Consider the following 4,927-nt stretch of genomic DNA (forward strand, 5'->3'; position numbering starts at 1 on the left):
GCTCGCGGGTCAGTCCTCCGACTCCCACGGCGGCGGGATCACGGCGGCGACCGCCGCGGCGGCCAGGGCGACGCCGCACCCGAGCAGCAGGCCCACCCGGAAACCGGTCTCGGTGGGGACGAACAACCCCCCGAAGTCCACGGACATCTGCGTGAGGATCACGCCGAGGACCGCCGCGGCGGTGGTGGTGCCGATCGAGCGCATGAGTGTGTTGACGCTGTTGGCCGACCCCATCTCGGAGTGCGGCACCGACGACATGATGAGGGCGGGCATGGCGCCGTAGGCCAGACCCACTCCGGAGCTGGTGATGACGGCCGCGATCATGACGCCCCACGTCGACCCCATGAGGAACTGGGCGGAGGCGTACCCGGCCGCGATGACCAGCGATCCCAGGATGAGCGTGGGCTTGGGCCCACGGGTGGTGATGAGCCGTCCGCTCACGGGCGAGACGGCCATCATGGCCAGCCCGCCGGGCGCGATCCACAGTCCCATCGCCACCATCGACTGGCCCAGACCGTGCCCGGTGGCCACGGGGAGCTGGAGGATCTGCGGGATCACGAGCAGCTGCGCGTAGAGCCCCATGCCCACGAGGATCGAGGCGATGTTGGTCAGCAGGACCGGTCGTCGGGCCGCTACCCGCAGGTCGATGAGCGGCGACGGGTGACGTAGGACCCACCACCCCCACACGGGGAACGCGACGGCGGCCAGGACGAACAGTCCGAGGGTCACGGGAGAGACCCAACCCCAGTCCGCGCCCTTGGACACCGCCAACAGGAGCGCGATCAGACCCACCGCCAGACCCAGGGCACCGACGGGATCCAGCGTGCCGTCGGGTTTGGCCGCCGGCACCGACCGAATGCGCAGCGCCATCATCGCGATGATCCCCACCCCGAGTACGGCCGTGCCCCAGAACATCCACTGCCATGAGCCGTACTGCGCGAGGGCGGCCGCCGCCGGGAGCCCGAGCGCGCCACCGACCCCCAACGAGGAGCTCATCAACGCGATAGCCGGACCGAGGCGCACGGCGGGCAGGACCTCACGCATCGTCGCGATCCCGATCGGGATCACCCCGATCCCCACACCCTGGAGCGCCCGGCCGACGAGCATCGGCCACAGCGAGGTGGCCAGGGCGCACAAGACGGACCCGACGACCATCACCGCGGTGACACCGATGAGGACGTTCTTCTTGGGGTAGAGGTCGCCGAGGCGGCCCATCACCGGGCCGGCCACCGCTCCGGCCAGCAGGGTCACGGTGACGACCCACGCCGCGTTGGCCGCCGAGGTGCCGAGGATCGCCGGCAGCATCCCCAGCAGCGGGATCACCAGAGTCTGGGTGAGGGACATGACGATCCCGCCGAAGGCCAGAACGACGACCAACCCGTCCTGCTCCGCACGAACGGCGTCCCCGCCCCGAGTCCTGCCGCCCATCGCCGTGTCCTTCCAGAGACCTGTAGTCGGACACTACAGACAGGTGTCGACCGCGTCCGCTGCCGACCCCGCGCTCTTGTGGTCTGCATCACCCGGTGCCAGCATGGCCGGTGTGAACATCACCGGAAGGTCCCGGCGGTCCGCCCACCGACTCCCCGCCACCATCGTCGCGTCTCTCGCCGCCACGGCCCTCGCCTCGTCGGCCGTCCTCGCGGCCCCGGCCACGGCGCACGCCCAGGGTTCCGCCGAGGCGGTCGTCCAGGTCCTGCCCGCCCCGGACCGTCTGGTCACCTGGGGCGGATCTCCCACCGGCGCGTGCGCCGGCGCGGTGTCCACCTCACTCCGGGGTGACGGGTATCCCGGTACGGCCAGTGTGAGCTGGGCTTTCGCGGTCGCGGGCGTGGGTCCGTGCGCCCTGACCGCCACGCTGTCCTGGCGCAACCTGGACACCGGCGCGCGCGGGGAGAAGGTCGCGCAGATCCCCCACCCGCGGTTCTCCCTCGGTGTCCCGGACCCCGTCGCGCACCCCTACGACGCGATCATCTCCACCGGGTCGGGTCGGGTCGAGTACCGCCTCACCACCACCGGGGGGGCCGTGGCCGGGCCGATCGTCGTCGACACCGTCGCGTACCCGGGCTGAGAGAGGACCGGGAGCGGTCAGTCCAGGAGGCCCTCGGACGCGCGCCGCCAGTCCTCGACCGGCGGGACCAGGACGTTCTCACCGAGCACCTGTACGAGCACCGTGGACGCGCCCGCGTCCAGATGCTCCTGCACCCGGACCCGCGTGGCCTCGATCCCCCGGGTGACCAAGGCCGCCTGCAGGCGGTCGCTGCCGCCGCGGATGTAGTCGGACTCGTCGAAGCCCTGGCGGGTCCACGAGTTCCGGTAATTCGGCAGTCCCGTGTAGATGTTCAGGTGGTCCCGGGCCCGCGACCGCCACAGCTCGTCGTCGTCCTCTACACCTGCGGCGAGCACCGCAGCGTGTTCCACCACCAGCGCCGGCCCGTCATCCCCGGACCCGCCGAGGATGGCGCGCGCCCGCGCGGTGTGCTCGGGCAGGGTCAGATACGGGTGCGCTCCGGAGGTCCGGTCCCGGGACAACTCGAGCATCCTGGGCCCGAGCGCGGCCAGCACCACCGGCGGCATGGTGTCCTCGCCCGCGGCCATGGGCTGGGTCCGGTCGAGCGCGTCGAGGTACTCGCGCATCGCCGACAGCGGGCGACCGTAGTGGTGTCCGCGGTGCCGTTCCACCAGCGGGGCGTGGGAGACTCCGAGACCCAGCACGAACCGACCGGGGTGCAGGGCCTCGATGGTGCGCGCGGCCGCGCCGGCGGCCGAGGCGTCCCGTCCGTAGATGTTCGCGATTCCCGTGCCGATGGCCATGCGGCTGGTGGCCGACAGGTAGAGCTGCGCGGCGGTGAACGCCTCGCGCCCGACGGCCTCTCCGAACCACAGCGACCCCCATCCCTGGTCGTCGAGTTCGCCGAGCAGGTCGGGGATCCCCGCCGGCGGCACGCCCTCCAGCGAACCCGTCCACAGCCCGACCCTCCCCAGCCGGCCGCGGCCGGCCCGGTTGTGGTCAGCCCGGTCGGTCGCATCGTGGGGTGACTCACTCATGCACCCGAGTGTGCCAAACAGTGCGGGCTCCTGTGTGCCTCAGGTCCCGGGAGGCGTTTCACGCCGAAACCACGACCCACCCGACGGGGGCGCGCCAGACTTCAGGCGGAACACGTTCCAGCAGAGCCCTGGGACTCCGAGGAGATGAGGCGTCGATGTTCGAGTGGTCCGAGACCGACCTGATGATCCGAGAGGCCGTGCGCGGCTTCATCGACAAGGAGATCCGTCCGAACCTGGACGCCCTGGAGAGCGGGGAGATGACGCCGTACCCGATCATCCGCACATTGTTCGCGGAGTTCGGCATCGACACGATGGCCGCAGACGCGGTCGAGAAGATGCTCGCCAGGCAGCAGGCACGGGAGTCGGGCGGGTCGAGCGGGTCGGGGGGCTCGAGCGGGTCGGAAGGCTCGGGCGGGGCGTTCGAGGGCCAGGACTCACTGATGGCGGTGGTGATCAGCGAACTCGCGGGAGCGTGCATGGGCCTGGTCTCCGCGCTCGGGGTGAGCATCGGGTTGGGCGCCACGACCATCATGTCGCGCGGGACGTTGGCGCAGAAGAAGCGCTGGCTTCCGGGCATCGTCACCATGGAGAAGGTCGCGTCGTGGGCGATCACGGAGCCGGATTCGGGGTCGGACGCGTTCGGCGGGATGCGGACCTACGTGCGGAGGGACGGCGACGACTACATCCTCAACGGCCACAAGACGTTCATCACCAACGGCCCGCACGCCGACGTGATGATCGTCTACGCGAAGCTCGACGAGGGCACGGCAGCCGGTGTCGAGGACGGTGCCACCGCGACCGCCAAGCGGGACCGCCCGGTCCTGACCTTCGTCCTGGACACGGGGATGGACGGCCTGACCCAGAGCGCCCCGTTCAAGAAGATGGGCCTGCACAGCTCCCCCACCGGCGAGCTGTTCTTCGACGACGTCCGTCTCGGCCGCGAGCGCCTCCTCGGGGAGACCGAGGACCACCGGGGTGGCGACGGGCGCGAGTCCGCCAGGTCCAGCTTCACCGCGGAGCGCATCGGCGTGGCGACCATGTCGCTGGGCATCATCCAGGAGTGCCATCGACTCTGCGTGGACTACTCGCGGGAGCGGACACTGTGGGGCCAGGAGATCGGGCGCTTCCAGCTGATCCAGCTCAAGCTGGCCCGGATAAAGGTGGCGCGGATGAACGTGCAGAACATGGTGTTCCACTCCATCGAGCGCGCCCGGGCCGGAAAGCCCCTCACCCTGGCAGAGGCGTCAGCCATGAAGCTCTACGCCTCCGAGGTGGCGACCGAGGTCGCGATGGACGCGGTGCAGCTCTTCGGAGGCAACGGGTACATGGCCGAGTACCGGGTCGAACAACTCGCCAGGGATGCCAAGTCGCTGATGATCTACGCCGGTAGTAACGAGATCCAGGTGACGCACATCGCCAAGGGGCTGCTCTCGCGCTGAGCATCCGGATGACGTCCCCGTGGCCCGCCCGTACCGTGGACTCACGCCGGTAGCCGGAGGTGGTGTCGCATCGAGTCGGAGAATTCCGCCCACTGGCCCCGGGTGGTCGAGGGCGCGCGCAGGCGCGGGTCCGCATCCTGGGCGAGGGTCGTGCGCTACTCCCCCACCCTGCTTCTCGCCGCGACGGCCGCCGGCCTCGCGTTTCTCCTCGCCGAGCTGGTGTTCGGCCCCCAGAACGCGGTCTTCGCGCCGATCGCCGCGGTGGTCGCGACCGGGCTCTCTGCAGGGCAGCGGCGCGTCCGTGCTCTCGAGATCTCCACGGGCGTGCTCCTCGGGATCGTGGCCGCCGAACTCCTGGCGCGGTGGTTCGGTGTCGGTGCGTGGCAGCTCACGGTGGCGGTGCTCGCGGCCACCACCGCGGCGGTGGCGTTCCGGGCGAGTGG

5 protein-coding genes are annotated in these 4,927 nt (G+C 70.8%); 3 read left to right on the forward strand and 2 right to left on the reverse strand.

Annotation, left to right across the window (positions count from 1 at the left end; all coding sequences use genetic code 11):
- Nucleotides 1-9: 9 nt before the first annotated feature.
- Nucleotides 10-1,428, reverse strand: a complete 1,419-nt coding sequence (locus G6019_RS07560; protein ID WP_182627324.1) for an MFS transporter — start codon at nt 1,426-1,428, stop codon at nt 10-12.
- A gap of 103 nt (nt 1,429-1,531) precedes the next feature.
- Here G6019_RS07560 and G6019_RS07565 point away from each other — a divergent pair, with 103 nt between their 5' ends.
- A complete protein-coding gene (locus G6019_RS07565) occupies nt 1,532-2,068 on the forward strand; it encodes a hypothetical protein (RefSeq protein ID WP_194305543.1) in 537 nt (178 codons plus the stop codon).
- 17 nt (nt 2,069-2,085) lie between these two features.
- Here the strand turns inward: G6019_RS07565 and G6019_RS07570 are convergent, their stop codons facing one another.
- Nucleotides 2,086-3,045: a TIGR03620 family F420-dependent LLM class oxidoreductase gene (locus tag G6019_RS07570; RefSeq protein WP_182612453.1), complete on the reverse strand. Its 960-nt coding sequence runs from the start codon at nt 3,043-3,045 to the stop codon at nt 2,086-2,088.
- Between the two features lie 155 nt (nt 3,046-3,200).
- On the opposite strand from G6019_RS07570, the gene G6019_RS07575 reads away from it, so the two are divergent.
- A complete protein-coding gene (locus tag G6019_RS07575; protein ID WP_182612452.1) occupies nt 3,201-4,484 on the forward strand; it encodes an acyl-CoA dehydrogenase family protein in 1,284 nt (427 codons plus the stop codon).
- Nucleotides 4,485-4,634: 150 nt separating this feature from the next.
- Nucleotides 4,635-4,927, forward strand: a 293-nt coding sequence (locus tag G6019_RS07580; protein WP_182627326.1) for an FUSC family protein, incomplete at its 3' end; no start/stop codon positions are given.

Origin of the sequence: Dietzia sp. DQ12-76 (assembly GCF_014145045.1) — a bacterium.
GTDB lineage: Bacteria > Actinomycetota > Actinomycetes > Mycobacteriales > Mycobacteriaceae > Dietzia.

What these genes read in the sequence shown, in the direction of transcription:
- G6019_RS07570 (WP_182612453.1), bottom strand. Translation starts at nt 3,045, where the DNA reads ATGAGTGAGTCACCCCACGATGCGACCGACCGGGCTGACCACAACCGG.
- G6019_RS07560 (WP_182627324.1), bottom strand. Translation starts at nt 1,428, where the DNA reads ATGGGCGGCAGGACTCGGGGCGGGGACGCCGTTCGTGCGGAGCAGGAC.
- G6019_RS07565 (WP_194305543.1), top strand. Translation starts at nt 1,532, where the DNA reads ATGGCCGGTGTGAACATCACCGGAAGGTCCCGGCGGTCCGCCCACCGA.
- G6019_RS07575 (WP_182612452.1), top strand. Translation starts at nt 3,201, where the DNA reads ATGTTCGAGTGGTCCGAGACCGACCTGATGATCCGAGAGGCCGTGCGC.